Here is a 26,000-nt window from a genome sequence, read left to right as displayed (position 1 = left end):
GGTTTGTCGTTATGTCCCATGGACGGAAAGCGGGTCCGATGCCGCGCCTAGAATCCCCGAACGCGGTTTTCAAGCGACAGCCTGCGGCGGCCGGGAGGGTCTATTGGCTCTGTCCCGTTGACACTGGCGCGCGTCGCTTACTCGCCTATAGCGTACGGTAGCGGCTGCACGGACAACGCGCCGGCGCTGTCGTCGCGCACGTGCAGCAGGCTGTCGGACGCCAGGTCGTTATTCAACACCGCCTGCACCCAGACGCTGCCGTCCTCCAACTGACAGGCCGCCAGCACCGTACCGGTCCGCCGCCAATTGTCGCCCATCTTGAGTTCCAAATCGTCGCCGGCGGCGGGAGGATGGCTGGCTTTGCCCGCCAGCCAGTACAGGGCGCGTTTGTTAGCGCCGCGATACTTGGCGCGCGCCACCATTTCCTGGCCCGCATAACAGCCTTTGTTAAAGCTGATGCCGTCCAGCGCCTGCACATTGGCTGCCTGCGGGATAAACTGCGTGCCGTTGGCGCTGTCGATAACCGGATAGCCCGCCTCGATATCCAGCGCTAGCCATTGCTGGCTGTCGTTGAGCTGGGCCTGGCCTTCCAGCTTGTGCTGCAAGGCGTCGCGCACGGCCGGCGTCGTTATCAACAAAAAGCGCGGCGCCGGCAGACTGAAATACAGCAACGTTGTGTCCTGATGGTGCGCCACCGGGTGAGCCGCATTAGGCACGCTGGTAAAGAGTCCGCCCAGCGCCGCCTGCGCCTGGAAACCCGCCACGCCCAGCAAAACCGCGTCATCGTCGGCGGTGATGGTCGTTTTGGAAAACACGGCGTATTTTTTCAGTTCGGCGAGCTGGCTGTCGCGCACGCTGCGTCGTTCGATAAACGCCATCCCGTCGTGGTGATGAAACACGCACAGATGGCTGAACATTTTGCCTTTGGCATCGCAATGGGCGGCGAAACTGAAGCGATCGGCGTCCAGCGAGGCAACATCGCAGGTCAACTGCCCCTGTAGGTATTTTACGGTGTCCGCGCCGTTAAGCGTGACCAATGCCCAATCCTCCAGAGAAATGAGCGTCAGCGGCAGATGGCTGGAGGGCAACGGCAAACGCGGAGGAAAAGGAACTTTAGATGACATGGGACAGTCCTATCAGTAGTCTGACAATAGCCTAATGGTAAAAGACCGCGGGGGGTTTGCAAGCGGATCTTGCCTGCGGATTTTAGCGATACGTGCCCGGTATGGAATAAATAGCGCAGAATGTAGCGAAATGTGTCGTTTTGTCTCATGCCCCCGGGTAAAACGGGGTAAACTAGTCGCGAGCGTAGCGGTTATAAGGGGAAAATTTTAGATGGATATCACCAACAAAGCGCGGATCCACTGGGCCTGCCGCCGTGGCATGCGCGAGCTGGATATCGCCATTATGCCGTTCTTTGAACACGATTTTGACGCCCTGGATGACCAGGACAAACAACGCTTTGTCCGGCTGCTGGAGTGCGACGATCCCGATTTGTTCTATTGGCTGATGAACCACGGCCAGCCGGACGACGGCGAGCTGCGGCAGATTATTACCATGATTCAGACGCGAAACAAAGCCCGTGGCCCTTTGGCGATGTGATATCCGGGTCTCCTGGCGCACTCAGCTTTGCTCGCTGGCGTTTTACGGGATCCTGATTATGCTGATTTTACTCTCGCCCTGGCCGGAAAATTACGGACTGGTGTGGTTGACGCTGGTACTGGTGGTGGTGTTTGAATGCATCCGCAGCCAGCGCAACATCATGTCGTGCCGCGGCGAGCTAGTGTTAATGAGCGACAACAGTATTCAATGGCATCGTGAGGAGTGGATCTTCACCCGCAAAGCCTGTATGCTCAAGGGCGGTGCGGTGCTCAGCCTGCGCAAAGTGGGCGGCAAACGGCGCCGGCGGTTATGGTTGGCGGCGGACAGCATGGACGGCCGGGAATTTCGCCACCTGCGCCAGCTGCTGGCGCGCCAGGCCGGGTCCTAGCGTAACGGGTGCCCGCGGCGGAATTCAGGCCTACGCCGGATTACAGCAACGCCGCCATTTCCCCCAGGATCTGCTCGCACCACTGTTGCAGCCGCTGCTCGCTCAAATCATATTGATTTACCTCGTCGAGCGCCAGCCCGACGAAATGGTCGCCGGCGGGGGTGACGGCTTTCTGGCTGGTGAATTCGTAGCCATCGGTAGGCCAGTAGCCGATAAATCTGGCGCCCTGCGGCTTAAGCACATCATGGAGATAGCCCAGTGCATCCAGAAACCACTCGCCGTAGCCTAACTGATCCCCCATCCCGTAGAGCGCGATGATCTTACAGTGCAGCTGAAGGGTGCCGAGCTGTGACCACAGGGCTTCCCAATCTTCCTGAATTTCGCCAAAGTCCCAGGTGGGGATGCCGAGGATGAGGATGCTGTACTCCTCCATGCGCTGTGCCGGGACATCTTTTACGTTATGCAGACAGACCAGCTCCGGCCCGAGAATATCGCGGATTTTCTCGGCGGCCATTTCGGTGTAGCAGGTGCTGGAGCCATAAAATAAACCGACTTTCATCTCTCATGTTACTCTTGCAAACAACCTAATGGCGTCAAGTGTACCAGATTTGACGGTATGTCAGGCATAATGTCATCTGCCGCCCCGTACAGGAGTCAGTTATGGAACGACCGGATGACGTCATTATTGAGCAGTTTCTTGATTCCCTGTGGCTGGAACGCAACCTGGCGGAAAACACCCTGGCCTCCTATCGCCTTGACCTGCAGGCGCTCTCGGCCTGGCTGCAGTCCCAGCAGCGCGACAGTCTGAATGCGAGCTCGGCCGATTTGCAGGCCTTTCTGGCCGATCGTCTCGATCACGGCTACAAGGCCACCAGTTCCGCCAGGCTGCTCAGCGCCACGCGCCGTTTTTTTCAGTATCTGTACCGGGAAAAACGGCGCGGCAACGATCCCAGCGCCGGCATCTCGGCGCCCAAATTACCGCAGCGTCTGCCTAAAGATCTCAGCGAGGCCCAGGTGGGTGATTTGCTGGCGGCGCCTGCTATCGCCGATCCCGTCGAACTACGCGATAAGGCGATGCTGGAGGTGCTCTACGCCACCGGTTTGCGGGTGTCCGAGCTGGTTGGATTGACCCTGTCGGACGTCAGCCTGCGGCAGGGTGTAGTGCGGGTGATTGGTAAAGGGGATAAGGAGCGGCTGGTGCCATTGGGGGAAGAGGCGGTATACTGGATTGAGTATTATCTGGAACATGGCCGTCCTGCGCTGACCCATGGCCAAAGCCTGGACATTCTGTTTCCCAGTAACCGCAGCCGCAAGATGACCCGCCAGACGTTCTGGCATCGCATTAAACATTATGCCATTCTGGCGGGCATTGACAGCGAGCGGCTCTCCCCCCATGTTTTGCGGCATGCCTTTGCGACCCATTTGCTGAATCACGGGGCGGATTTACGTGTGGTGCAACTGCTGCTGGGACACAGTGATCTTTCGACGACGCAGATCTATACCCATGTCGCCACTGAACGATTGAAGCTTATCCATCAGCAGCATCATCCCCGCGCCTGAGCGGTGGCGTTGAAACGAATTTAAGGCGTATGTATGCGCCGACCCCGACCCGGGTGTTTAAATAAGGATTAAAATGTGAACAAAAGCCTGGTACTGCTATCCTTTATAGCGCTGGCCCTTTCCCCGCTCGTCCACGCTGAAGACGCGGCCATTAAGCATTCTCTGTCGCGCCTCGGCATTCATAGCGCCGACATTCAGCCGTCGCCGGTCGCCGGGCTGAAAACCGTCTTGACCGAAAGCGGTGTATTGTATGTCTCCGACGACGGTCGCCATGTCATTCAAGGGCCGCTGTATGATGTGGGTAGCAACCATCCCGTCAACGTCACCAATCAGCTCCTCAGCAAGCGCCTCAACGCCCTGCAAAAGGAGATGATTATCTTCAAAGCGCCGCAGGAAAAGCAGGTGGTGACGGTGTTCACCGACACCACCTGCGGTTATTGCCACAAGCTGCACGAGCAAATCAAAGAGTATAACGCGCTGGGGATCACTATCCGCTATCTGGCATTCCCGCGTCAGGGGCTGAATTCCCAGACGGAGAAAGACATGGCGTTGGTGTGGTGCAGCGCCAATCCGAAAGACGCCTTTAACCGGGCGATGAACGGCGGCAACGTTCCGGCTGCCAGCTGCGATATTGATATCAGCAAACACTATACGCTTGGCGTGCAATATGGCATCCAGGGTACGCCGGCGTTGTTGCTGGATAACGGTACCCTCATCCCGGGCTATCAAAGCCCGAAAGAGCTGGCCGCTATCCTGGATCAGCAAGGATCGGGTCAGGCAACGGGCGGTTAACACGGCAGTGAATATGACAACGGAATTGCGTCGGCGTCCGCTGAGCGATAGCGCTGTTCTGGCTGAGGCGGATATCCCGCCGCTGCTGAAACGATTGTATGTGCAACGTGGCGTCTGTGCGGTCGGTGAGCTGGAGCGGGGGGTGCGCGGGTTGCTGGCTTATCATACCCTGACCGGCATCGAGCAGGCGGTGGATCTGCTGATCCGCGCCCTAGCGGATCAGCGCAGAATAATGGTGGTCGGCGACTTCGACGCGGACGGCGCGACCAGCACCGCGCTTACGGTGTTGGCGCTGCGGCAAATGGGCGCACAGACGATAGATTTCCTGGTGCCGAATCGCTTTGAAGATGGCTACGGCCTTAGCCCAGAGGTGGTGGAGCAGGCGGCGGCGCGCGGCGCGCAGCTTATCCTGACCGTGGATAATGGTATCTCTTCCCATGCCGGCGTCACCCTGGCGCATGAGAAAGGCATCCCGGTGCTCATCACTGATCATCATCTCCCTGGCGACACCCTGCCGGCCGCTGAGGCCATCGTTAATCCCAATTTACGCGATTGCACCTTCGCCTCGAAATCCCTGGCGGGTGTCGGAGTGGCGTTTTATCTGATGCTGGCGCTGCGCGCACGGCTCAACGACAGCGGCTGGTTTACACAGCGGGGCATAGCTGCCCCCAAACTGGCTGAACTGCTGGACCTGGTGGCGCTGGGTACTGTGGCGGACGTGGTGCCGCTGGACGCCAATAACCGTATCCTAGTGCATCAGGGGCTAAGCCGCATTCGCGCCGGCCGTTGCCGTCCCGGCATCCGCGCCCTGGCGGAGGTGGCCAACCGCGATATTACCCGGCTGTGCGCCAGCGACCTGGGTTTTGCGCTGGGACCGCGCCTCAACGCCGCCGGGCGGTTGGACGATATGTCGGTCGGAGTCGCGTTGCTGCTGAGCGAGGATCTGCCGCAGGCGCGCATGCTGGCGGCGGAGCTCGATGCCCTCAATCAAACCCGGCGTGAAATCGAACATGGAATGGAAGCGGAAGCGCTGGCGCTGTGCCAGTCAATGGCGCGCGACGAGCAGGCGATGCCCTTCGGGCTGGCTATCTACCATGAGCAATGGCATCAGGGGGTGGTGGGTATTCTGGCGTCGCGGATTAAAGAGCGTTTTCACCGGCCGGTTATTGCTTTTGCGCCAGCGGGTGAGGGAGTACTGAAAGGATCAGGACGGTCGGTAGCCGGTTTGCACATGCGCGATCTGCTTGAGCGGCTGGACACCTTGCATCCCGGTATGATACTGAAATTTGGCGGCCACGCCATGGCGGCCGGCCTGACGCTGGAGCATGCGCAGTTCGAGCGTTTTCGCCAGCGTTTCGCCGAATTGGTGGATGAGTGGCTCGATCCCGCGATGCTCGAAGGCGTGATCTGGTCGGACGGCGAGCTGGCCGGCCAGGAGTTGTCGTTGACCACCGCCGAGCTGCTGCGTGACGGCGGTCCCTGGGGGCAGGGGTTTCCGGATCCGCTGTTTGACGGGCGGTTTCGCGTGCTCAATCAGCGTTTGGTGGGAGAGAAACACCTGAAACTGCTGCTCGAACCCGTGGCGGGAGGCCCCATGCTGGATGGTATCGCTTTCAATATCGACTCGCGCCTATGGCCGGATAATAGCGTGCATACCGTCGAGTTGGCCTACAGGCTGGAGGTTAACGAGTTTCGCGGTAACCGCTCCCTGCAGCTTTTAATACAGCATATTTGGCCGCTGTAGCCCACCGCCGCCCGCCGTCGCCAATCCGATGGCGACGGCTACTACCTTCCGCGGCGCGGATCCGTTACAATAGTGGGTTAACACGCATTCCTTCTCGTCAATGAGCACATTAATCCATGTTTGAAATTAATCCGGTAAAAAACCGTATTCAGGACCTGTCGGAAAGGACAGCCGTTCTGAGGGGGTATCTTTGACTACGATCTCAAGAAAGAACGTCTTGAAGAAGTAAACACCGAGCTGGAGCAGCCCGACGTCTGGAATGAGCCTGAACGCGCGCAGGCGCTGGGAAAAGAGCGCTCGTCGCTGGAAGCGATTGTTGAAACCATCGACCAGCTTACCCAGGGTTTGGAAGACGTCGCTGGCCTGTTGGAGCTGGCGGTGGGAGAGGACGACGAAGAGACCTTTCTCGAAACCCAGGCTGAATTGGACGGTCTGGAGGCCAAGCTGGGCCAGCTGGAATTCCGCCGTATGTTCTCCGGCGAATACGACAGCGCCGACTGCTATGTCGATATCCAGGCCGGGTCCGGCGGTACCGAAGCGCAGGACTGGGCCAGCATGCTGCTCAGAATGTATTTGCGCTGGGCGGAATCGCGCGGTTTCAAAACCGAAATTATCGAAGAGTCCGAAGGGGAAGTGGCCGGCATCAAATCGGTGACCATCAAGGTCATCGGCGACTATGCCTATGGCTGGCTGCGGACCGAAACCGGCGTGCATCGCCTGGTGCGCAAGAGTCCGTTTGACTCCGGCGGCCGGCGCCACACCTCGTTCAGCTCCGCCTTCGTTTACCCGGAAGTGGACGACGATATCGATATCGACATCAACCCGGCGGATCTGCGCATCGATGTTTATCGCGCCTCCGGCGCCGGCGGCCAGCACGTTAACCGGACCGAATCCGCGGTGCGTATTACACATTTGCCGACCAATATCGTCACCCAGTGCCAAAACGACCGCTCGCAGCATAAAAACAAAGATCAGGCGATGAAACAGCTGAAAGCCAAGCTGTATGAATTCGAGCTGCAGAAAAAGAATGCGGAAAAGAAGGCGCTGGAAGATACCAAGTCCGATATTGGCTGGGGCAGCCAGATCCGCTCATACGTGCTGGACGATTCCCGCATCAAGGATCTGCGTACCGGCGTGGAAACGCGCAACGCCCAGTCAGTGCTGGATGGCGATCTGGACAAATTTATTGAAGCCAGTCTTAAAGTAGGGCTATGAGGAACCCATATGTCTGAATCACACTCACAGGACGGTGCCCCTCAGGCGCTGGATATGAATAACGAGCTGCGTTCGCGGCGGGAAAAACTCGGCCAGTTGCGTCAGCAGGGTATTGCTTTTCCCAACGATTTCCGCCGGGATGCCGTGTCCGACCAGCTGCACGCCCGCTACGGCGAGAAGAGCAATGAAGAACTAGAAGCGTTAAACATTGAGGTCAGCATTGCCGGCCGCATGATGACCCGCCGTATTATGGGCAAAGCCTCCTTCGCTACCCTGCAGGACGTGGGCGGGAAAATCCAGCTGTACGTCGCCCGCGACGATTTGCCGGAAGGGCAATACAACGAGCAGTTCAAAAAATGGGACCTCGGCGACATTCTGGGCACGCGCGGCAAATTATTTAAAACCCGCACCGGCGAGTTGTCGGTCCACTGTAGCGAAATTCGCCTGCTGACCAAAGCGATGCGTCCGCTGCCGGATAAGTTTCACGGCCTGGCCGATCAGGAAACCCGCTATCGCCAACGCTATCTTGATTTGATCGCCAACGACGAATCACGCCAAACCTTCAAAGTGCGTTCGCGCATTATGGCGGAAATTCGCCGTTTTATGATGGATAACGATTTCATGGAAGTGGAAACACCGATGATGCAAACCATCCCCGGCGGCGCCGCGGCGCGTCCGTTCATCACCCATCATAACGCGCTGGGTATCGATATGTATCTGCGTATCGCGCCGGAGCTGTATTTGAAACGGCTGGTGGTGGGCGGCTTTGAGCGGGTATTTGAAATCAACCGCAATTTCCGCAATGAAGGCTTGTCGCCGCGCCACAATCCCGAGTTCACTATGATGGAACTCTATATGGCCTATGCGGACTACCGCGACCTGATTGTGCTGGTTGAAACGTTGTTCCGCACCCTGACGCAGCGGGTACTCGGCAGCAGCGTGGTGCACAATGGCGATCAAACCTTCGATTTCGGCAAGCCGTTTACCCAGATGACCATGAAAGAGGCCATCTGCCATTATCGCCCGGAGACCCGGCCGGAAGCACTGGACGATATGGCTTCCGCCACCGCCATCGCCGAGTCACTGGGCATTAAGGTTGACAAAAGCTGGGGTTTGGGGCGGGTGCAGACCGAGGTTTTTGAAGAAACGGCGGAAAGCCATCTCATTCAGCCGACCTTCATCACCGCCTACCCGGCGGAAGTTTCGCCGCTGGCGCGCCGCAATGATGACAATCCGTTCTTTACCGATCGTTTTGAATTCTTCATCGGCGGGCGCGAAATCGGAAACGGTTTCTCGGAGCTCAACGATGCCGAAGATCAGGCGGCGCGCTTTGCCGAGCAGGCCCAGGCCAAAGACGCCGGCGACGATGAAGCGATGTTCTATGACGAGGACTATGTCACCGCGCTTGAGCACGGCCTGCCGCCGACCGCCGGGTTGGGCATCGGTATCGATCGCCTGATGATGCTGTTAACCAATAGCCATACCATTCGCGACGTGATCCTGTTCCCGGCGTTGCGTCCGCAAAAATAGCCTTCCAGGGGCGGATGAAAAGCGTGTCCGCCCCGTCTGTCATCGATGCACCATGGCGGAACATCCCGCCGCATGATGGTGCTCTTTGTCCGTGGGGTCATCATTAAGTGTGCTGGTGAACTTCCCGCTGATGCCGTATTGCTTCTTTTCTGCCCGCTACTTCTGCTCTATTGCCGGCGCGTCATGCAATCGCCCCAAGGCATGCCCCTTCATCATCGATTGCACATAATTGGTGCGCATAACCGCATAGGTTGCACTTATTTGGTTCAATGGGTGTTGGCGGCATATCATTGCCTTCAGACATCCCCCGTCGCGCGCACTTACTGAACGTGGTCGCGTTGGCCTGCATCTTGCTAGTAATTTTAATAATTTCCAATTCATTTATTTTATAGGTCATCAGGTAATGAATGTGGACGCCAGCACCCCGGTAGCAACTCCGTCAACCTCACAGCAGGACAGCCATACACTGGAAGAGGTCTGGTCACGCGTCGAGGCCAGCCGTGCGCCATTTTGCGCCACGCCAGAGCTCAATTACGACGAAGTGCAATCTTCGGTGCAAATCGCGGCAATGCTCCAACAGCAAGGGTTTCGCGTCGAGCGCGGCATCGCCGGTATCCCGACCGCCATGGTCGGTGAAGCCGGACAAGGTGGACCGGTCATCGCCATCCTCGGCGAGTATCAAGCCCTGCCGGGTTTCAGCCAGGAGGCGGACGTCGCGGAGCCTCGGCCGATGCAGACGGGCGGTAACGTTCACGGTTGTGGTCATAATCTGCTGGGCAGCGCGGCGTTACAGGCCGCCAGCGCGGTGAAGGATTTTCTCGCCGCCCATCATCTGCCGGGACGGGTGCGATTCTATGGCTGTCCGGCTGAAGAGGGCGGCTCCGCCAAAGGTTTTATGGTACGCGCGCGGGGGCGATGATGTGGATATCGCCATCAGCTGGCACCCCAACGCCTTTAGCGGCGTGATAGAGGCCAACTCCGAAATCAACTACCACTTCAGCGGCCGGGCCACTCACGTGTCCGCCAGCCCGCACCTGGGCCGCAGCGCGCTGGATGCGGTCGAACTGATGAACGTCGGCGTCAATTACCTGCGCGAGCATATGCCCAGTTCGGCGTGGATTCATTATGCAGTAACCTATACCGGCGGCCATTCTCCTAATGTCGTGCAGGTGCGGGCAACGGTACGCTACTTGATCCGAGCGCGCGAATTGCCGGCGTTGCAGCAGCTGGTTAAGCGGGTCGACAACATCGCCGCCGGCGCGGCGTTGATGAGCGAGACCACCGTCAGTAGTCAAGTGCTGAGCGGCGATGCCAATCTTATCGGCAACGGTCCGCTGGAAGCGCGAATACAGGCGCATCTTGAATTGCTGGGACCGCCGCCTTTCGATGACGCGGACCGCGCTTATGCCGCGCGTTTCCAGCAAACCCTCTCTCAGGACGATCTGAAAAGCGCTTATGATCGCTATGGCCTGGCGGTGGATTATCAACGTCCGCTGTGCGATTTAGTGCTGCCGCTGCGGTGTCCCTATAGCGACATGGTCGGCTCGACCGATGTTGGCAGCGTGAGCTGGGTGGTGCCGACCGTGCAGGTTTATGGTGCCACCTACGCCATCGGCACGCCGGGGCATTCGTGGCAATTGGTTGCGCAGGGCAAAGCCGCCGTGGCCCATAAAGGGATGATCCATGCCGCCAAGATTATGGCCAGCACCGCGTCGATTTGCTACAGCACCCTGGATTAATTGCGCAGGCGAAAGCGGAACATCGCGCCAGGCTTGCCGGCGTTGAGTTCATCAACCCGATTCCCGAGGGCGTAACTCCGCCGTTCCCCGAAAATGAGTGATGCACGCCACCCGGCTGCGCCGCATTATCGCGCCGCTTACGTTGCGCTTTGCGCTGCCGGCCATGGGTAACGTATGGTAACTGGTGTTAAAGGAATCGGCTCTTATTTCGGTTACCGGCGTCGCAGAATTGCTGACCCAGGCACAGACCGGCTCTGGCTCGACTGGCCGCTGCGTAAAGCGGAACATCACTACTCACGGGGTGCGACACGCTGATGGACATTGAATTTTTACGTAACACACTCATGCAGCATTGCCGGGCGTGCTGTTAACGCTGGAACTGGCGATTGGCTCGGTGGCGCTAGGGTTTTTCCTCGCCCTGCTATTAGCATCGATGCGCCTGAGCGGCGTGTGGATCTTCGATAACGTTGCCCGCTTTTATTGTCTTTGCCTTTCGCGGCTCGCCGCTGCTGGTGCAGATGTTTCTTATTTATTACGGCCTGGGGCAATTCCTCGCCGTACGGCAAAGCGTGCTGTGGCCTGTTATCGGTGCCGGGAGGCCATATTGAAGCCGCCTACGGTAACGAAATGATTTCCATGGTTAAATCCACCTCGCTGGCGTCAATCATCACCCTGATGGAGATAAACGGCATTGCTGCCGGCATCATCGCTGAAACTTACCGCGCGCTCGAAGTATTTTTGGTGGCGGGGGCGCTGTATTTGGCGATCAATCTAATTCTGAACCTCCTGCTGCAATGGCTGGAATATCGACTGACGCCGCATTTGCGGCCGCAACAGAGCCTGTCTTACGTGAAAAATACGCGCCCTGTCTCCTGAGGTTGGCAAGACATGATTTCATATCGCCCCGGCGATATTTCCGTTGGCAATTTTGACCAGAGGTAGATTTAGAATGAAATTATCCACAATGATTTGCGCACTGTGCATGACGGCGACGTTGTTTACCAGCGTCAGCGCCCAGGCTGCGGAAGGAAAAAATGGACGACGGTGCGTATTGGTACCGAAGGGGCATTCCGACCGTTCAATTTTACCAAACCGGACGGGACGCTTGATGGTTTTGAAATTGATTTGTACAAGGTCCTGTGCAAATCGATGCAGGTGAAATGTGAGATTGTCGTCCAGCCGTTTACCGGCATGATCCCGGAAGTTCGACGCGATTATGTCCGGGATGTCGGTAACCGATAAGCGTCGGCAGGTGATTGATTTTTCCGTGCCCTACAGCAATTCGGGCCGGACCTTCGCCACCCTGAAAGACAGTCCGCTGGCTAAATTACCGGATACCGGAATGCGTTTTTCGCTGACCAAGGATGAAGCCGGCGCGGTGAAGGTGCGGGAATATAAAACCACCGAGGAGCATGATCTGGACCTGGCCTCGCGCCATTCAAATAGGTTATCGCATCGGTAACCTATTTGAATGGCGCGCGGGAAAAATGCGGCAACGCCAATATGGTCCTGGCAGGCCCGCAATTTATTGGCGGCCTGCTGGGCAACGGTTCGGCTATCGTCCTGCGTAAATCTGATCCCGAACTGAAGAAAATGTTTGACGATGCCATCATGAAGGCCAAGCAGGACGGTACCCTGAAGACGCTGGGTATGAAGTGGTTCGGCCAGGATATTACACCGCAATAAGCGCGCGGTAGCGTGGGGCGCAAGCTACTTTGATTGTTCAAAATAACGACGGTCAGGCGCGCGCCATTGTCAGTTGGCGCCATAGGGTTATAATGCTTCGCGCCTACCGAGGCGGGTGTAGTTCAATGGTAGAACGGCAGCTTCCCAAGCTGCATACGAGGGTTCGATTCCCTTCACCCGCTCCACGCGAATCACTTAAACCCCCCCTTGTTTACTCAATCAGCACTCACAACAAATAGCGCCGTTTTGTTATTTCCAGGTTGACTGTGGGCTGGCAACCTTCACACCTTGATGTGCAGAATGTGCAGAATGTGCAGAATGTGCAGAATGTGCAGAATGTGCAGAATGTGCAGAATGTGCAGAATGTGCAGAATGTGCAGAATGTGCAGAATGTGCAGAATGTGCAGAATGTGCAGAATGTGCAGAATGTGCAGAATGTGCAGAATGTGCAGAATGTGCAGAATGTGCAGAATGTGCAGATTTTTCGGCGTGAACAGGGTAATGCGTAGAGAATGTCACCGACGATAGCGAAGGATTTCCCCATGGCTCTCTCAAACTTAGAAACAAGCACGCCAGGGCATAAGAGATGCTTCGTGCAAAGCCGCGTTAACCTTCCCCAGTGAGATTACCGCGGCGCCAGAGGATAGGGAAAGTAACCGATCCAGGCGCTATTTAGCGCTAAACCGGCGCCTTCACTGATGGCATGCAATGGTAACTAAGAGTGTATAACTAACGCGAGCGGCGTTAGTGTGCTCTATGGTCCTGCCGGTACAGCGCCCATTCATCCACTTGTTCACCGTTTGGCAGCGTACAATAGCTGGTCGCCCCTGCGGCGGATGGCACGATCTTGGATTTACCGCCTAATTGCTCGCAATAGACTGACGCCGGATTTGCCATTCCTACTGCCGGTGTTGACGATGATTTTTCCCCCGTTGAACAGCAGATTAGTATGAATGAGGCGAATAGAGCCAGGCTGATTTGTCGTTTCATACGTCCTCATCATCTACATGAATTGGCATACTTACCCCTGCCGCCGGATCCGGTTTGTGCCACCGCCATCCGGCTTTGACACGCATGGCGCTTGCCAAGAGTGATGATCCTGCAGCAGACGTACAGTAAGATTCTGCCTCAGCCGTAACTATACCCTTTTTTCATCAGTATTGAGGATTGTCAGTAAACATCGCCTGTCTTTGCCGGCCCGTTATGACAGGAGTCAATGTCACTGAAGGGTGTGTATCGGCGACCTGGTACAGAAGTAACCTACGCTTGTTTTTGTGACTGACGTCGGCAAAAACCTTCTCTGGATGATAGCTTTCACCGTTCAGTCACTTTTGGGGTTAGGGTAAATGGCCCATTGATGTGAAAAAAGATCAGTATAACGACAAGGGTCTGAATAAAGCACGCCATACGTGCTCCAGTATCCCTGGTCAAACCCTTGACGGCGACATTTGGCCAAGGGTTTGACCCCGGAAAAAGTGTTAAGCAACATACGCGTCCGGCGCGGTGAATAAAGCGCAGTACCCGATAAGAGGCTTTGTTGAATAAATATAACTTTTAGGTGATCGTCTGCTCAGATCACTACCGGCACCCGGTTGATGGCATCGGCAAGTGACGAAAGCTTTGCGTCGTCAATTGCTTGCGTCATAGTGATCAATTCGAGGGCGATGTCTTGCAGGCGCTGCGATAATGACAGTGTGGTCATGATTTCTCCCCATTGTGTTTTATGGCATGGCCACCGATGGCCCCTCGCAGCGCGGCGATGCTTTTCATGGTAGGGGAATCTTCCTGCTGTGAGCTGAAACGCGCATGCAGCACCGTGCTGATGGCAGGCGTGGGTACGCGCAGGCGAATGGCTTCTTCCACCGTCCAACGGCCCATACCGGAGTCGGCCGCGTGTCCTTTGACACCGGTCAACGAGACGTCGGGCGCCAGGGCTTCAATCAGTTTTTCCAGCAGGTGCGAACGTATTTAGCAGCCGTTCTGCCAGGCGTTAAGCGTAGCCAGCAGGTCGACGTCAATTTCGGAGGCCGTGAGGAGCTCATAGCCGCCCTGCATCAACGTGTATTCGACGCCGTTATGGACCGCTTTGGCAAAATGTCCGGCGCTGCTATTCCCCACGCGCGCCCCTTGCGTTCCGCCGCTGACGCCTGCGTCAACCAGCGTTATCCCATGCTCACGCAGTCTGGCCGAACGACGAAGCGTATCGCTAAAATCCGAATTACCGCCGTCAACGACAATATCGCCGTTTTCCAGTAACGCTAATAACGCATCAAGCGTGCCCTCCGTCGCGTCCCCCGGCGGCGTCATTAACCAAAAAATCTGTGGCGCCGGCAACAGGGCCATCGCCGAATGAAAATCCTCGCAGGTGGTTATTCCCTGCCACTGCGCCATCTCCCGCACCTGACTATTTTTGTCGACGGCAATGACCTGATATCCGGCATTTTTCAGCCGGACGGCGGCTTTGTTGAATAAATCAGAACTTGTGACTACGCCCCCCTAGCAGATCGATTGTTATGCGATCCGGATGCTGTTCGGCATTCCTAACAGCGTCATTTTGTTAAGCGCTTTGACCATCGCCATTGCCTCACCTACCTGCGCATCATAGTCACGCAGACTTAGATGATCGCCCATAAGCGTTTTGAACCGGAATATCGCTGTTTCAGCCACTGAGCGTCGATGATAGCCCACTTGCTTTTTCCATACATCGTTACTGCCGCTTAGACGCTGATTCGCAACGGTGTAGTTACGCTCATGGTATCGGTCTGGCCAATATTGCGCCCCACCTCGTGGAGGAATAAGAGGCCTTATTTTTTTCCTCAGAAGAGCATCATGACAGAGCGGGTATCGTAAGCGCCATCAGCCGACGCTTCCCTGATTTTCCGCTGGGTCTGGTTTATCAGAGCGGGTAGGGCCTGAGCATCCGTCGTACCGCTGAGCGATAAGTCAGCACAGATAATCTCATGCGTTACACTGTCTGTGGCTATATGCAGCTTACGCCACACCCTCCGTCTGTCGGCACCATGCTGTCGGACTTTCCATTCGCCTTCGCCAAAGACCTTCAGGCCGGTTCCATCAATGACTAGAGGTGAGATTTCACCCCGGGTCGGCGTTTTTATGCTGATCTTAACTGTCTTTGCTCGCTTGCTGATCAGCGAGTAGTCTGGGCATCTTAGCGGCAGCACCATCAGTTTAAATAGCCATATCTGCGTAGTGAAGCGGCCGGCCACGCCGTTCAGGCGTTGTTTTTTCCGTCCATGCAACAATTGCCGACTCATCCAGCCATATCGTCAGAGCCCCGCGCTGCTTGAGAGCTTTGTTTAAGTGGACCAGTTGGTTATTTTAAACTTTTGCTTTGCCATGGAGTGCAGATGTTGAAATGACGGTAGTGATCTGAGCAGACGATCACCTAAAAGTTATATTTATTCAACAAAGCCTATTACGGGCCCAATATGGGACAGTTTTCAACCGTCACGGCTATCGAGCACCAACAAGCAAGCTGGGCGTCGTCGCCGGACGGTAAGGACCCAGGCTGCCGGGTATCGATGGCATTTCACCCCGAAAGCGTCGAATTGACAACGGTGGCGGGTGATTGCGGTTTCGGAATGAATGTGCGTGCCAGCGACACCTTCACCCGGGTATCGCTGTACTGAGATGATGGCGCAGCACGAATTTCGCCATCGGCTGAAACATCCTAATAACGCTAAAGCAAGGCCCCGCCTCTGACTCTGACGATACACCCTTAATCAATAATATACCGTGCCCGGATCCAGGGGACGAAACACTATTGGAGTTTGTTATGCCCATCGCACTGTTAGCGCTGGCGCTGAGCACTTTTGCTATCGGCACCACCGAATTTGTCATTATGGGGTTATTGCCGGAAGTGGCAGGCAGTCTCGCGGTCAGCTTACCGGACGCCGGCTGGCTTATCAGCGGCTATGCGCTGGTGGTCGCTATCGGCGCGCCGATTACGGCGATAGTGACCGCGCGCTTGCCTACAGCTATGGGCTGCTGATGGTTGCACGGGTGGGACCGCCCTGTGCCACGGTGCGTTTTTCGGTATCGGCGTGTTGGTGGCTGCCGGATTGGTCCCTCCCACCCGCTGTGCCTCGGCGGTAGCGCTGATGTTTACCGGTCTGACGCTTGCCAATGTGCTCGGCGTTCCCGCCGGCACCTGGCTGGGGCAGTTGTTCGGCTGGCGCGCGACCTTCTGGTGCGTCTCCTTGCTGGGTGCGGCGGCGCTGCTGGTCAGCCTGCCGGCGCAACGCAACGCAACGTAACGCCGCGCCGTAAGCTGGACGCTGTTTTTAATCGGCGCCGGGTTAACGGTGGGCAAATCTGCTAGGAGGGCGGCTTGCTGATTGGCGAGTGTCGGTGGCGTTGATGCTGAGTTTTGCATTGATAGCGTTATTTTCGGTGCTGCTCCGCTGGACCAGCGGTACGCTGTGGCCGGAGGAGATCATGCTGTTTTTCTGAGCGATGGCGACATTCTGTACCGTACCGGCGCTACAGTTCAATGTCGTGGCCCACGGCGCCGACGCGCCGAACCTGGTGTCGACGCTGAATATTTCGGCGTTTAACATCGGCAATGCCCTTGAGGGCATGGGTCGGCGGGAAAGTGATTGACGCGGGTCTGGGTCTGACCATGGTGCCGCTGGCCGCCGGCGGGTTGGCGCTGGGTGGATTGCTTATCTGCCTCATCACTTTCTCCCGTTCGCCACGCCTGGGGGTCTGTCGTATCAGCGTGTCTGCATACTGCACGCCAGCCGATCGGGCAGCTCGGCGGCGAAGCGTTGTAGAAAGGTGCTTATTTCGTTTACCATCGCGGAGGTCGGACGATGTAGCGGACGGATCAGGCTTGCGGTAAATGGAACCGCGATACTGAACGGGCGGGTGAGCACGCCGCTGGCCGCATAATCCAGCGCCGTTAGCGGGTTGACAATCGAAAGGCCGACCCCGGCGCGGACCATGGCGCAAACCGAGGCGGCGCTATTGGTTTCCACTACTTCTTGCCGTGCCACGTCCGCCTGCTGAAAATGCCGGTCCAGCCAGTGTCGGTAGCTGTCGGTCGCGGAAAGGCTGATGAACGGCAAGGCGCGGAAATCCGCCGGCGTCAATACCGATTTGGCGCCCAGCGGATGGCCGGGCGGTAACACGCAGACTTCATTAAGGGTCATCAGGGTAGCGCAGCGCGTGCCGGCCGGGGCCGTGGGGTTTTCCGTCAGGCCCAAATCAAATCGCTGAGCGGAAAGCCACTCCTCCAGCAGCGGCGATTCCTGCGGGGTAATATTCAGGCTGACTTCCGGGTGCGCGGCGAAAAAAGCACGGCACACCTCCGGCAGCAGCGATTGAGAAAACACCGGCAGGCACGCGACCGACAATTGCGCTTGACGGTATTCACGAATGGCGCGCGCCGCGCCGAGAATCCGATCCATGCCGTAGTAGGAGCGCTGCACTTCTTCAAACAGCCGCAACCCTTCATGGGTTGGTTTCAATCGGCCTTTAATCCTGTCAAACAGCGTCAACTGTAACAACTGTTCTAACCGGCCAGCTCACGGCTTACGGTAGGCTGAGAGGTATGCAGCAAGCCTGCCGCCTCGGTCAGATTGCCGGTGGTCATGATCGCGTGAAAAATATCGATCTGCCTCGAGCTTACCGCCGCCATCCTTCACCCCCCTTGTTGAAAGCGATATCATAAATGAATAGCTAAGGGCAAAAAAGATATTTTATTAATAGCTGCCGATGAATTACAAAGAAGAGCCCCAGCCGGCGCTGTCGGGACCGACTTTTTTCACGCGAGGACCACCATGCCGCACGATCTTTACACCACGGAGCGCGCCTTGAATGCCGCGAATTTATTGCCGCTCCATCAGCGCTACGGCGGCCCGGTCTGGGTATATGAAGCGGAAACCATCAGCGCGCTGATTGCGCAACTACGTCGCTTCGATACTATCCGCTTCGCTCAGAAAGCCTGTTCCAATATCCATCTACTGCGCTTGATGCGTAGCCAGGGCGTTAAAGTCGATTCCGTGTCGCTCGGCGAGATTGAGCGTGCACTACTGGCCGGTTTCCTGCCGGGCACCGAGAACGATGAAATCGTTTTTACCGCTGATTTACTGGATGAACCGACGCTGGCGCGGGTCGTTGAACTCGGTATCCCAGTCAACGCCGGCTCGACGGATATGCTGGCGCAGCTCGGCGCCCGCTCGCCGGGACACGGCGTCTGGCTGCGCATCAATCCCGGTTTTGGCCACGGTCATAGCCAAAAAACCAATACCGGCGGTGAAAACAGCAAGCACGGCATCTGGTATGAGGATTTGCCTCAGGCCGTCGCGCTGATTCAGCACGACGGCCTGAGGCTCATCGGCATACATATGCATATCGGTTCGGGGGTGGATTACGACCACCTTTCCCAGGTCTGCGACGCCATGGTGCAACAGGTTATGGCAAGCGGGCTGGATCTCGCGGCCATTTCCGCGGGCGGCGGGCTATCGATCCCATACCGCTCGGGGGAGGAGGCGATTGATACCGAGCACTACTTTGGTCTGTGGGATGCCGCCCGCCGGCGGATTAGCAGCCATCTCGGTCATCCGGTGACGCTTGAGATTGAACCTGGCCGGTTCTTAGTGGCGGAATCAGGCGTTCTGATAACTCAGGTCAGGGCGGTCAAAGACATGGGCAGCCGCCACTTCGTGCTGGTAGATGCGGGGTTTAATGATTTAATGCGCCCAGCGATGTACGGCAGTTACCACGCTATTTCGCTGTTGCCGGCGGACGGCCGCGATCGCGGCGCACAACCGTTGCGCGAAACCGTCGTGGGGGGGCCGCTGTGCGAATCAGGCGACGTTTTTACCCAGACGGCCGGCGGAGGCATTGCGCCGCGTCGTTTGCCGCTGGCTCAGGTAGGCGACTATCTCGTCTTTCACGATACCGGCGCTTATGGCGCCTCGATGTCGTCGAACTACAACAGCCGGCCGTTGCTGCCGGAGGTGTTATTTGAACAGGGGCAGGCACGGCAGATCCGCCGCCGTCAGCGGCTGGAAGAGCTGTTTGACCTGGAGCGGTAACCGGGCGCTAAGGAGTGCGCCTGATTCCTCCCACTGCCCCGCGTGTGGCGACTATGGGTGGCGTGACAATCTGAGTCAACGCCGCCCGGGGCGACGTGGTGTTCAGGGCGAAAGGTTTAGCTCAAGCAAAATTTCTCCGCCCTCAAACTTGGCGAAGCGGATTTGCCGCCAGTCGCGAATATGGCTGCGAATGCGGGCGCCGGGCTGCGGCGCGCCGCCAACCTGAATTACGCTACAGCCTGCCGCCAGCGCGCTATGAATGCCGGCGGGGGCGTCTTCAAACGCCAGACAGTCGCTGGGTGCGACGCCGAGTAATTTTGCCCCCAGACGGTAGGGCTCCGCGTCCGGTTTGCCGCAACTTACCTCATTGGCGCCGACCATCTGTGCGGGCAACGGCAGTCGACAGCATGTCATCCGGTGCCGCGCGACCCGCTGGCTGGCCGAGGTGACCACTGCCCAGGGCGCGTCGCCGAGGGAACTGAGAAAACGTCCGGCGCCCTGGATTTCTCGCGCTTTGCCGGTAAATTCAATCTCCAAGCCGTCAAGCACCGCCGTCTGCTCTTCCAACGGTAAATGCGGCGCGATCCGACGGATGACATCGCGTGAACGTACCCCATGGCAAATGCTTAATGCCTGCTGGGGTGCAATTTGATTGATACGACACCAGTGACGCCAGATAAATTCAACCTGGTGTGTGGAGTGTACTAAAGTGCCGTCCATATCAAAGAGCAAAGCTTTAGATTTTATTAATTTCATCATCATTCCTTAATTATCATATCGGCTCATCGTAAAGGGTGATAGCCAGACAATGACTTCCGCCCATGCTTTCGCCGGCGAAAGACACCTTTGGCCTGAATCGGTTCAAATTGTTAGGCGAACAAAATGAGAAAGTAGCGCGTGTGCTTACGTAAAACGTGTTTAATTAATACTGCCGGCAATGCAGCCACCTCTTGTGGCATGGGCTTCGGACCGACGGGGACAATGCAACTGTTTGGCTTCATGTCAATAGGCACTGAATAATGGATATTTTTATATTTTTTCTCTGCACATGTTTATTTTTGCTTATTTTAAGTCGCTGCTCTTTTTTATTTGGCGATAATGCGCGAGGATTTATACATAAAGAAAGACCCCTGCAGATTAATTATTCATGACAGTTCAACATGAAAGGGGTAATTTGTATAATTGAAAAAAGTTAATTGGCGATAGGAGTTTGGAATGGACATTCGGCAACTCCGGGCGTTTGTGACTCTGGCTGAGTGCCTGAGCTATCGGGAAGCAGCGGAAAGATTGTGGCTGACACAGCCCACGCTGACCAAACAGATCAAGATGCTGGAGACGGAAATCAGCCTGGTGCTGTTTTTGCGCGATAATCACGGGACTCAGCTCAGCCGTCATGGTCAGCAGCTTTATCAGGATGCGAAGAAATTACTGAGTCAGTTCAACGCCTTCAAGACGCTGTGCCAGCAATTGACCAACGGCAAGCGCGGCGCATTGTCGCTGGGGTTTATTTCCTCGGCGACGCCGGTAATGCCGGCCATTATCACGGCCTTTCAGAATGCCTTTCCGGATATCCATCTTGGGCTACAGGATATCTCGTCGCCGGTGCAGCAAGAACGTATCCTGAACGGTCAGCTACAGGCAGGTTTTATGCGTATCCCGGTCTCGCCGCCGCTGGCGTTTCGTAAAACCGGCTCGGACTGTCTAACGCTAGTTTTTCATAAAAGCTGCCGGTACCAGCAGGAACCGCTGCATCAGCTGTGGCGCCGCTGTACGCTGTTTATCGTGAATGCGGAAACCTGCCCTGGTTCGGCGCTACAAATCAATAATTTTATTGCCGCGCACGGCATAGACGCGCGCAAGATGCAATGTATCAGCGACACCCGTACCTTGATGACCATGGTGGAATCCCGTATGGGGGTAGCTATTTTACCGCAAAGCGCCGTTATGGTGCTCCATCAGGATATTATCTGCCAGCCGCTGCACGGTGAATTCGCCCGCTGGGATATCGGCCTGGTGTGGAACGAAAAGATTGCCGACCCGGTGCGTGACAGTTTTATAAGCCAGGTTACCGCGATGCTGGCGCCCGCCTGACGGCGTCCGGCGCCGCTCGCGCGACGGCAAGGACATCATGCCTCAGGAAGGGGTAGCTGGTGCAGTTAAAGCACCACGCACGTTAAGCGGCAAAATGGGAAACAGAGTGGCGTCGGGTCGGCCGACGAGCCGCACCCTTAGAGGCGTCATGCTCATGTGCGGACAAGGGTTTAAAAGATTGCGCACATCTGCGTCCCGGTGCGTCATCAAGGGTTGCGGGACCGGAGTGACGCCGGGTGAATCCCGTCGGCGCGCTATCAAAAGGAGTTCCGACGGCCGAAACGGACGACTGGCGCAGATGGCAGGCTTTGGCGGCAGAAAACCGATGCTGCCATGGGCGGCGGGTTTGGTGGCAAAAAGCCGGCGGTGGGTGTGGGAGGGAGATGTCGTCGGGGGATAGGCAATCGGTGCAGGGTAAGTATATCGTCTGGCGACAGAGTATTGGAGAGGGCAGGACGGTGACGGGCAAAAGGTATGCTCGTCTTAACCGACGGCGCGGCATGGCGGAGCCGTGACCCGGCCCCGCCCGAGTCGTCAGGCGTGGGACTTGCCGCCCAGCGGACGATAGGCGATAAAATAAATCAGCGCGACGAAGATGCCTCCCCCTACCGCGTTGCCGAGAAATACCGGCGGGAAGTTGATGAAATAGTCGTGCCAGGTAGCCTGGCCGGCAAAAATCGCCGCCGGAATAACGAACATATTCGCCACCACATGCTGAAAGCCCAGATCGACAAACGCCATAATGGGAAACCAGATGCCCAGAATTTTACCCGCCATATCTTTTGCTGCATAAGCCAGCCAGACCGCCAGACTAACCAGCCAGTTACAGCCAATGGCTGAGATAAATGCGTGGGTGAAGTCGGCGGAAATTTTAGCGTTTGCGATCGCCACGGTTTTCGCCAAAAACGCCCCTTCGGTCATACCGAGAATATGGCCGAAGAACCAGGCTATCATCAGGCTGCCGATAAAGTTGGCGAGCGTAACCCAAAACCAGTTACGAATAAGCGCCAGCACGCCGATTTGCCGGCTGAACAGCGCCATCGGCAGCGTCATCATATTGCCGGTCAGCAGTTCGCCGCCGGCCAACACCGTTAAAACCAGCCCGACCGGGAACACCGATGCGCCGAGGAACACGCCGAACGATCCCCACGCCGGGGGCATGCTGGAAACGACGTGGATATCTAGCAGGAAGCCCAGCGCGATAAATGCGCCCGCCATGATGCCCAGTACAACTAATACCGGTAGCGAGGCTTGACTCTTGGTAACGCCGGTATGCATAGCAATCGCGGCGACTTCTTTGGGTGAATAAAACGACATGTGATTAGCGTGTTAATAGAATGATAAGGTGCCACGCATAGTAGCTTCTCGCCTCGGTGAAGCCAACACTCAAGCAGACACATCTCGGTAAAAAAGTGTTAACAGAGCGGCGTTTTTTTCGCCGTGCTTCCGTCGTCCCTGATGTGCCATCTCAAGGGTAGAGCAGGCCGGCCCCTATTTCGGCCTCAAGCGACTCAGGAGGGACCCTCTTGTCACGCGCAGGTTAACCCCGCCATTTCAAGGCGTAGCAAAATCAGTTCGGCGGCCAAATCCTGGCACAGCATAGCGGTCATTAAATGATCCTGGGCATGGACCATAATCAGCGTGACCGGCACTTTGCCGCTGCCCTCATCAAGGCCGATGAGCCGCGTTTGCATGGTGTGTGCCTGACCGCAAGCCTGTCGTGCCGCCGCCAGCATGGCCTGCGCTTTGTCCCAGAGCTTCTCGCGCGCGGCCTGGATAGCGGACATGGTGCCAGAACGCGCTTCGCCGGCGGTGATAAGCAGCGTCATGACCGTTTGTTCAAAGTCGGAATCCATAACCCCTCCTCTAGGTATTCCAGATTGACGTGATTTCACTATATTGGAATTCCCGTGTGTCGCGTTGCGAGCGTTATGACAGAAAAATGATTCCAATCCTCTATCTTTGGCATACCAAAATAACGCACCGTTCGATTTTACCGGCCTCTGCCGGTCCCGTTAACCTGTACCCACCGCGGAGAGGGGTTTATGTCTGTAAAAGATCGCATGATGGACTCTCTGGGGTTATTTGCCAGTCAGTTCAATAGACTGCGTACTATCATGGCGATCAACGCGGCATTTATTACGCTGATGCCGGTGATTATCGTCGGGGCGTTTGCGGTATAGATTTCCAATAAGGTAAGGGATCTGAAAAATGGCCTCGCCAGTTTCGCGTTCTTTGCGCCGTTGGAGGTGCTCAAACCCATGATAGCCAGCAGCAATTACGCCACGCTCAGTATGTTGTTCATCGGCGTGGGTTTTTGATAGGCATTGAATTGGGCCGCCTTAATGGAACACGTACCTTATCTCCGGGGTTGCTGGCGGTCATCTAATTTATCGCGGTCACGCCTACCGCGCTGGAAATGCCGGTGGACGATCGGAGGATGCTGGTCAAGGACGGACTGGCCAAGCAGTTTCACGATACCAAAAACCTGTTTCTGGGCATGTTTATCGCCTTTTAACGCTGAAGATCTCTACCCGGCTGGAGAAGGTAGACAAATGTCGCATCAAAATGCCCGATAGCGTCCGCCCGCTGTTTCCGCCTCATTCACTGCCTGACGGTGGCTTACGGTACGATAAATGGCGGGAAAGTAATCGATCAGCCGCTGGGTTTGGTACACTAAGGCGCTGTCTGCGCGGACAGGGGCGCCAAAAAAAGACCGCCGGCGCAGGCGAGTGTTGGCATGACGCGGTGTCAGGCCCGGTTGGCGATGGAGTAGACGGGCGATGTTGCAGGGAAAAAAACAGTATCAGGAGATCGGGCGGCACCTGCGTGTGGCCCAGGATACAGTCAGGCCATTACCCGGTGGCGACGCGCCTGCCGCCCCAGCGCAACATTGCCGAGACCTAAGGCGTCGCCGCACCATTATCCGCTAAGCGCTGTTGCTGCTGGCGCTGGAAGGGGGCGTCGATATTCGTCAGGGCTCGGCATCTAGTGAAAATGTGAAAAACGCCCTGATAAAGTTTTCCGACGTTGACGCGCCTGAATTTGAGGGTTTCTTGTTTAAATCGTTGCCGGTTTTTCAGAGGAAATGGGTATGAGCCGGATTCAGTTCGCGACGCTTGCGGATTATCCCTGCCATCAGCAGACCGTGACCGACTGGCTGTGGCAGACGTTTGGCCACGGCGCCAGCCGGGCGTTTTACGCCGCAATCGTGGAGAGTAGTCTGCGCAACGAAGGGCTGCTGCTAACGTTTATCGCGCTGGCCGGAGAAAAGCTGTTCGGCACCGCCGGGCTATGGCGCTGCGATCTCCTGTCCCTGCAGGATCTAACGCCCTGGCTGGCGGCGTTGTATATCGATCCGCCGGCGCGCGGCCAGGGTGTGGGGGCAGCACTGCAGCGCCACGTAATGGCTTACAGCCGTCGCGCCGGTTTTGATGTGCTTTATCTCTACGCGACGTTTACCGGCTACTACGAGCGTCACGGCTGGGAATATTTGGGCGACGGGATCGACTATCCGGTACAGGCGGTGCGCCTGTACCGGCACCGGTTCGCAGGATCTCAAGCCTGAAGGTGCGTCCGACGCCACGCCGCCGGCGCGACGGAATGGCGACGTACCAGCGTCGGGCTAAACATATTGGTCACCTCCGGCAGCGGCGCGCCGTTAGCCAGCGCCAGCGCCAGCTGTGCCGCCTGGGTGGCCATGGCCACCACCGGATAACAAATGGTGGTCAGCCGAGGCCGCAGGTAGCGGGAGATCAGCACATCATCGAATCCCACTAGCGAAATATCCTGCGGTACCTCAATGCCGTTATCGCTCAATACCGCCATAGCGCCGGCGGCTGTCGAGTCGTTATAGCAGGTGATGGCGGTAAACGTGCGGCCGCGCCCAAGAAGCTCGGTCATCGCCTGTTCGCCGCCGACCTCATCCGGTTCACCGAACGCAATCAGTTTCTCATCCAGGGCAATATGAAACTCCTCCAGCGCGTCCCGATAGCCCTGAAGGCGGTCGACGCTGTCGGGAATACTGTGGCTTGAGCAGATAAAGGCGATGCGCCGATGTCCCATCTGGATGAGATGGCGCGTGGCCAGCCAGGCGCCGTAGCGATCGTCCAGCGCCACGCAGCGATCGGCGTAATCCGGCAGAATACGGTTGATAAGCACCATGCCCGGGATATGCGCCATTAACGTATTCAGCTCTTCGGTCGGGATCATCTGTGCGTGCACCACCAGCGCGGCGCAGCGGTGACGGATTAGCTGCTCAATCGCCTGGCGCTCTTTATCCAGAATATGGTAACCGTTGCCGATCAGCAGGAAGTTGCCGGTATGGTACGCCACTTGTTCCACCGCCTTCACCATGGCGCCGAAGAAAGGATCCGAGACATCCGCGACAATCAATCCCAGGGTTTCCGTGGACTGTTGCGCCAGCGCGCGGGCGTTGGCGTTGGGGTGGTATTGCAATTGTTCCATCGCCTGCATGACCGCCTGGCGCGATCCATCGCTGGTTTTGGGCGAATTGTTAATCACACGCGAGACGGTGGCGACTGAAACGCCGGCCAGTCTGGCGACATCCTTTATGGTAGCCATGAGCA

The 26,000-nt window shown here is 56.9% G+C and carries 23 protein-coding genes, 1 tRNA gene and 8 pseudogenes; 20 read left to right on the top strand and 12 right to left on the bottom strand.

Going from position 1 to position 26,000, the window contains the following annotated elements; all coding sequences use genetic code 11:
• Nucleotides 1-137 precede the first annotated feature (137 nt).
• The gene (gene ygfZ / locus SGP1_RS18345) at nt 138-1,124 is read right to left on the bottom strand and encodes a tRNA-modifying protein YgfZ (RefSeq protein ID WP_011411727.1); all 987 of its coding nucleotides are present in this window, start codon (nt 1,122-1,124) and stop codon (nt 138-140) included.
• Nucleotides 1,125-1,335: 211 nt separating this feature from the next.
• Between ygfZ and sdhE the strand changes: the two genes are divergently transcribed.
• Together sdhE and SGP1_RS18335 are read left to right on the top strand one after the other, a co-directional pair.
• Complete coding sequence (sdhE, locus tag SGP1_RS18340; RefSeq protein WP_011411726.1) at nt 1,336-1,602, top strand: FAD assembly factor SdhE; 267 nt, start codon at nt 1,336-1,338, stop codon at nt 1,600-1,602.
• Nucleotides 1,583-1,990, top strand: a complete 408-nt coding sequence (locus SGP1_RS18335) for a protein YgfX (RefSeq protein ID WP_011411725.1) — start codon at nt 1,583-1,585, stop codon at nt 1,988-1,990. Before sdhE ends, SGP1_RS18335 begins: the two co-directional genes overlap by 20 nt.
• Before the next feature lie 40 nt (nt 1,991-2,030).
• Here the strand turns inward: SGP1_RS18335 and fldB are convergent, their stop codons facing one another.
• Nucleotides 2,031-2,549 carry a flavodoxin FldB gene (fldB, locus tag SGP1_RS18330; protein WP_011411724.1) on the bottom strand — a complete coding sequence of 173 codons (519 nt, stop codon included), beginning with the start codon at nt 2,547-2,549 and terminating at the stop codon, nt 2,031-2,033.
• A gap of 101 nt (nt 2,550-2,650) precedes the next feature.
• Between fldB and xerD the strand changes: the two genes are divergently transcribed.
• The 10 genes and pseudogenes from xerD to SGP1_RS18280 all read left to right on the top strand — a co-directional run bounded on the left by xerD (nt 2,651) and on the right by SGP1_RS18280 (nt 12,765).
• Nucleotides 2,651-3,550 carry a site-specific tyrosine recombinase XerD gene (xerD, locus tag SGP1_RS18325; protein WP_011411723.1) on the top strand — a complete coding sequence of 300 codons (900 nt, stop codon included), beginning with the start codon at nt 2,651-2,653 and terminating at the stop codon, nt 3,548-3,550.
• Between the two features lie 75 nt (nt 3,551-3,625).
• Entirely contained in the window at nt 3,626-4,342 is a 717-nt protein-coding gene (gene dsbC / locus SGP1_RS18320; RefSeq protein ID WP_011411722.1) for a bifunctional protein-disulfide isomerase/oxidoreductase DsbC, read from the top strand.
• 13 nt (nt 4,343-4,355) lie between these two features.
• Complete coding sequence (recJ, locus tag SGP1_RS18315; protein ID WP_083764917.1) at nt 4,356-6,086, top strand: single-stranded-DNA-specific exonuclease RecJ; 1,731 nt, start codon at nt 4,356-4,358, stop codon at nt 6,084-6,086.
• A gap of 116 nt (nt 6,087-6,202) precedes the next feature.
• A protein-coding gene (gene prfB, locus SGP1_RS18310) for a peptide chain release factor 2 (protein ID WP_148203579.1) occupies nt 6,203-7,301 on the top strand; the annotation gives its coding sequence in 2 pieces (ribosomal slippage) (nt 6,203-6,277 and nt 6,279-7,301; 1,098 coding nt in all).
• Between the two features lie 9 nt (nt 7,302-7,310).
• Complete coding sequence (gene lysS / locus SGP1_RS18305) at nt 7,311-8,831, top strand: lysine--tRNA ligase (RefSeq protein ID WP_011411719.1); 1,521 nt, start codon at nt 7,311-7,313, stop codon at nt 8,829-8,831.
• A gap of 403 nt (nt 8,832-9,234) precedes the next feature.
• Nucleotides 9,235-10,671, top strand: a pseudogene (locus SGP1_RS36775) (M20 family metallopeptidase).
• Nucleotides 10,672-10,884: 213 nt separating this feature from the next.
• Nucleotides 10,885-11,446, top strand: a pseudogene (locus SGP1_RS36770) (ABC transporter permease subunit).
• Between the two features lie 73 nt (nt 11,447-11,519).
• Nucleotides 11,520-12,256, top strand: a pseudogene (locus tag SGP1_RS36765) (transporter substrate-binding domain-containing protein).
• 111 nt (nt 12,257-12,367) lie between these two features.
• Nucleotides 12,368-12,441, top strand: a tRNA-Gly gene (locus SGP1_RS18285).
• An 81-nt stretch (nt 12,442-12,522) separates the two neighbouring features.
• Nucleotides 12,523-12,765, top strand: a complete 243-nt coding sequence (locus SGP1_RS18280; RefSeq protein WP_148203576.1) for a hypothetical protein — start codon at nt 12,523-12,525, stop codon at nt 12,763-12,765.
• 235 nt (nt 12,766-13,000) lie between these two features.
• Here SGP1_RS18280 and SGP1_RS36760 read toward each other — a convergent pair whose 3' ends face one another.
• From SGP1_RS36760 to SGP1_RS28210, 5 genes and pseudogenes are all read right to left on the bottom strand, one after another.
• Entirely contained in the window at nt 13,001-13,153 is a 153-nt protein-coding gene (locus SGP1_RS36760; RefSeq protein WP_424141126.1) for a DUF333 domain-containing protein, read from the bottom strand.
• A 673-nt stretch (nt 13,154-13,826) separates the two neighbouring features.
• Nucleotides 13,827-13,958 carry a hypothetical protein gene (locus SGP1_RS35315; protein ID WP_279379411.1) on the bottom strand — a complete coding sequence of 44 codons (132 nt, stop codon included), beginning with the start codon at nt 13,956-13,958 and terminating at the stop codon, nt 13,827-13,829.
• Complete coding sequence (locus SGP1_RS32095) at nt 13,955-14,170, bottom strand: hypothetical protein (protein WP_050747811.1); 216 nt, start codon at nt 14,168-14,170, stop codon at nt 13,955-13,957. The genes SGP1_RS35315 and SGP1_RS32095 overlap by 4 nt, the downstream gene beginning before the upstream one ends.
• Nucleotides 14,171-14,224: 54 nt before the next feature.
• Nucleotides 14,225-14,656, bottom strand: a complete 432-nt coding sequence (locus SGP1_RS32090) for an NAD(P)-binding domain-containing protein (protein ID WP_243466101.1) — start codon at nt 14,654-14,656, stop codon at nt 14,225-14,227.
• Nucleotides 14,657-14,767: 111 nt separating this feature from the next.
• A pseudogene (locus SGP1_RS28210) lies at nt 14,768-15,615 on the bottom strand (IS5 family transposase).
• Nucleotides 15,616-15,705: 90 nt separating this feature from the next.
• Here SGP1_RS28210 and SGP1_RS30195 point away from each other — a divergent pair.
• Together SGP1_RS30195 and SGP1_RS28205 are read left to right on the top strand one after the other, a co-directional pair.
• Complete coding sequence (locus SGP1_RS30195; protein ID WP_148203575.1) at nt 15,706-15,906, top strand: hypothetical protein; 201 nt, start codon at nt 15,706-15,708, stop codon at nt 15,904-15,906.
• Between the two features lie 146 nt (nt 15,907-16,052).
• Nucleotides 16,053-16,976 (top strand): annotated as a pseudogene (locus SGP1_RS28205) (MFS transporter); the annotation flags it as partial.
• A gap of 16 nt (nt 16,977-16,992) precedes the next feature.
• On the opposite strand, the pseudogene SGP1_RS18255 reads toward SGP1_RS28205, so the two are convergent.
• A pseudogene (locus SGP1_RS18255) lies at nt 16,993-17,918 on the bottom strand (LysR family transcriptional regulator).
• A gap of 142 nt (nt 17,919-18,060) precedes the next feature.
• Between SGP1_RS18255 and lysA the strand changes: the two are divergent.
• On the top strand, nt 18,061-19,320 hold the full coding sequence (gene lysA, locus SGP1_RS18250) for a diaminopimelate decarboxylase (RefSeq protein WP_011411718.1): 1,260 nt from the start codon (nt 18,061-18,063) through the stop codon (nt 19,318-19,320).
• A 102-nt stretch (nt 19,321-19,422) separates the two neighbouring features.
• Here the strand turns inward: lysA and SGP1_RS18245 are convergent, their stop codons facing one another.
• Nucleotides 19,423-20,076, bottom strand: a complete 654-nt coding sequence (locus tag SGP1_RS18245) for an HAD-IA family hydrolase (protein ID WP_279379410.1) — start codon at nt 20,074-20,076, stop codon at nt 19,423-19,425.
• Between the two features lie 459 nt (nt 20,077-20,535).
• On the opposite strand from SGP1_RS18245, the gene SGP1_RS18240 reads away from it, so the two are divergent.
• On the top strand, nt 20,536-21,411 hold the full coding sequence (locus SGP1_RS18240; RefSeq protein WP_011411716.1) for a LysR family transcriptional regulator: 876 nt from the start codon (nt 20,536-20,538) through the stop codon (nt 21,409-21,411).
• A 534-nt stretch (nt 21,412-21,945) separates the two neighbouring features.
• Here SGP1_RS18240 and SGP1_RS18235 read toward each other — a convergent pair.
• Nucleotides 21,946-22,728, bottom strand: a complete 783-nt coding sequence (locus SGP1_RS18235) for a formate/nitrite transporter family protein (RefSeq protein ID WP_011411715.1) — start codon at nt 22,726-22,728, stop codon at nt 21,946-21,948.
• A gap of 212 nt (nt 22,729-22,940) precedes the next feature.
• Entirely contained in the window at nt 22,941-23,267 is a 327-nt protein-coding gene (locus SGP1_RS18230) for a PTS lactose/cellobiose transporter subunit IIA (RefSeq protein ID WP_011411714.1), read from the bottom strand.
• A 189-nt stretch (nt 23,268-23,456) separates the two neighbouring features.
• On the opposite strand from SGP1_RS18230, the pseudogene SGP1_RS34330 reads away from it, so the two are divergent.
• The 4 genes and pseudogenes from SGP1_RS34330 to SGP1_RS18220 all read left to right on the top strand — a co-directional run.
• Nucleotides 23,457-24,023 (top strand): annotated as a pseudogene (locus SGP1_RS34330) (PTS transporter subunit EIIC); the annotation flags it as partial.
• A 171-nt stretch (nt 24,024-24,194) separates the two neighbouring features.
• Nucleotides 24,195-24,341: pseudogene (locus SGP1_RS34325) on the top strand (transcriptional regulator); the annotation flags it as partial.
• 9 nt (nt 24,342-24,350) lie between these two features.
• Nucleotides 24,351-24,509 (top strand): hypothetical protein, encoded by a 159-nt coding sequence (locus tag SGP1_RS34320; RefSeq protein ID WP_243466100.1) that lies wholly within the window; start codon nt 24,351-24,353, stop codon nt 24,507-24,509.
• Nucleotides 24,506-24,979 carry a GNAT family N-acetyltransferase gene (locus SGP1_RS18220; protein WP_041867179.1) on the top strand — a complete coding sequence of 158 codons (474 nt, stop codon included), beginning with the start codon at nt 24,506-24,508 and terminating at the stop codon, nt 24,977-24,979. The genes SGP1_RS34320 and SGP1_RS18220 overlap by 4 nt, the downstream gene beginning before the upstream one ends.
• Here the strand turns inward: SGP1_RS18220 and galR are convergent.
• Nucleotides 24,970-25,995, bottom strand: a complete 1,026-nt coding sequence (gene galR, locus SGP1_RS18215) for an HTH-type transcriptional regulator GalR (protein ID WP_011411713.1) — start codon at nt 25,993-25,995, stop codon at nt 24,970-24,972. The genes SGP1_RS18220 and galR overlap by 10 nt on opposite strands.
• Between the last annotated feature and the right edge of the window lie 5 nt (nt 25,996-26,000).

The organism is Sodalis glossinidius str. 'morsitans' (assembly GCF_000010085.1).
GTDB lineage: Bacteria > Pseudomonadota > Gammaproteobacteria > Enterobacterales > Enterobacteriaceae > Sodalis > Sodalis glossinidius.
This window is presented reverse-complemented; position numbering and strand designations above follow the sequence as displayed.

What these genes read in the sequence shown, in the direction of transcription:
- xerD (WP_011411723.1), top strand. Translation starts at nt 2,651, where the DNA reads ATGGAACGACCGGATGACGTCATTATTGAGCAGTTTCTTGATTCCCTG.
- SGP1_RS18245 (WP_279379410.1), bottom strand. Translation starts at nt 20,076, where the DNA reads ATGAAATTAATAAAATCTAAAGCTTTGCTCTTTGATATGGACGGCACT.
- ygfZ (WP_011411727.1), bottom strand. Translation starts at nt 1,124, where the DNA reads ATGTCATCTAAAGTTCCTTTTCCTCCGCGTTTGCCGTTGCCCTCCAGC.
- SGP1_RS18235 (WP_011411715.1), bottom strand. Translation starts at nt 22,728, where the DNA reads ATGTCGTTTTATTCACCCAAAGAAGTCGCCGCGATTGCTATGCATACC.
- lysA (WP_011411718.1), top strand. Translation starts at nt 18,061, where the DNA reads ATGCCGCACGATCTTTACACCACGGAGCGCGCCTTGAATGCCGCGAAT.
- lysS (WP_011411719.1), top strand. Translation starts at nt 7,311, where the DNA reads ATGTCTGAATCACACTCACAGGACGGTGCCCCTCAGGCGCTGGATATG.
- SGP1_RS36760 (WP_424141126.1), bottom strand. Translation starts at nt 13,153, where the DNA reads ATGGCAAATCCGGCGTCAGTCTATTGCGAGCAATTAGGCGGTAAATCC.
- SGP1_RS30195 (WP_148203575.1), top strand. Translation starts at nt 15,706, where the DNA reads ATGGGACAGTTTTCAACCGTCACGGCTATCGAGCACCAACAAGCAAGC.
- SGP1_RS18240 (WP_011411716.1), top strand. Translation starts at nt 20,536, where the DNA reads ATGGACATTCGGCAACTCCGGGCGTTTGTGACTCTGGCTGAGTGCCTG.
- SGP1_RS18230 (WP_011411714.1), bottom strand. Translation starts at nt 23,267, where the DNA reads ATGGATTCCGACTTTGAACAAACGGTCATGACGCTGCTTATCACCGCC.
- SGP1_RS35315 (WP_279379411.1), bottom strand. Translation starts at nt 13,958, where the DNA reads ATGACCACACTGTCATTATCGCAGCGCCTGCAAGACATCGCCCTCGAA.
- fldB (WP_011411724.1), bottom strand. Translation starts at nt 2,549, where the DNA reads ATGAAAGTCGGTTTATTTTATGGCTCCAGCACCTGCTACACCGAAATG.
- galR (WP_011411713.1), bottom strand. Translation starts at nt 25,995, where the DNA reads ATGGCTACCATAAAGGATGTCGCCAGACTGGCCGGCGTTTCAGTCGCC.
- sdhE (WP_011411726.1), top strand. Translation starts at nt 1,336, where the DNA reads ATGGATATCACCAACAAAGCGCGGATCCACTGGGCCTGCCGCCGTGGC.
- recJ (WP_083764917.1), top strand. Translation starts at nt 4,356, where the DNA reads ATGACAACGGAATTGCGTCGGCGTCCGCTGAGCGATAGCGCTGTTCTG.
- SGP1_RS18220 (WP_041867179.1), top strand. Translation starts at nt 24,506, where the DNA reads ATGAGCCGGATTCAGTTCGCGACGCTTGCGGATTATCCCTGCCATCAG.